At 48.1% G+C, this 561-nt stretch carries 2 protein-coding genes; one reads left to right on the forward strand and one right to left on the reverse strand.

Features of this window, described 5'->3' with window-relative positions:
* A partial coding sequence (locus QVO66_RS11470; RefSeq protein ID WP_288172844.1) for a hypothetical protein occupies positions 1–197 on the forward strand: 197 nt, incomplete at its 5' end.
* Positions 198–261: 64 nt separating this feature from the next.
* Here the strand turns inward: QVO66_RS11470 and traM are convergent.
* Positions 262–561: conjugative transposon protein TraM (gene traM / locus QVO66_RS11475; RefSeq protein ID WP_288172845.1), on the reverse strand; the 300-nt coding region annotated here is incomplete at its 5' end.

Consider the following 561-nt stretch of genomic DNA (forward strand, 5'->3'; position numbering starts at 1 on the left):
TTTTTTGCATTGTTCCATTCGTTTTTCCTTTTTTGTCATTTACTCATCCATCATTACGTTTATTTACGGCCATGAATCCGTATCAAATATCCAAGTTTGCAAAAGACGCCCTTTCACGTTCCAAAACACGGCTTTTTACATTCCAAAAGACGGCAAATCGGAAGCTGAAAGGCCATATTTTGCAAGTTATTCCGTAACATCTTGATTTACATATATTCGTGCCAAAATTTAAGGTTCTTACGCTTTTAACTCCGCCGTTGTTCACTGTTCCGGCGGCTGCAACAGCAGCCTGTATCCGGCCTTTACGGTTATCTTTACGGTGCGTGCCTTTTTTGTGAAATACTGCGACACGCCGCGTATCAGTCCGCGTCCCACGTCGGAAACTATCTGCGCCCCGGCGTCGGTGGATATGCTTATGCCGCTTTCCACGGCGCCGCCCATGCCTGCGGCAATCTCCCTCGCTGCGTCGTTTTCAAGCGAGTTTGGTACGAGAATGCCTTTCTGTCCGTCGGTGGAATACACCTCAAGTTCCACGGGCAGCACGCTGCCGTTATGGCTTAC

This window comes from Prevotella sp. CAG:255, assembly GCF_000431195.1.
GTDB classification, from domain to species: domain Bacteria; phylum Bacteroidota; class Bacteroidia; order Bacteroidales; family Bacteroidaceae; genus Prevotella; species Prevotella rara.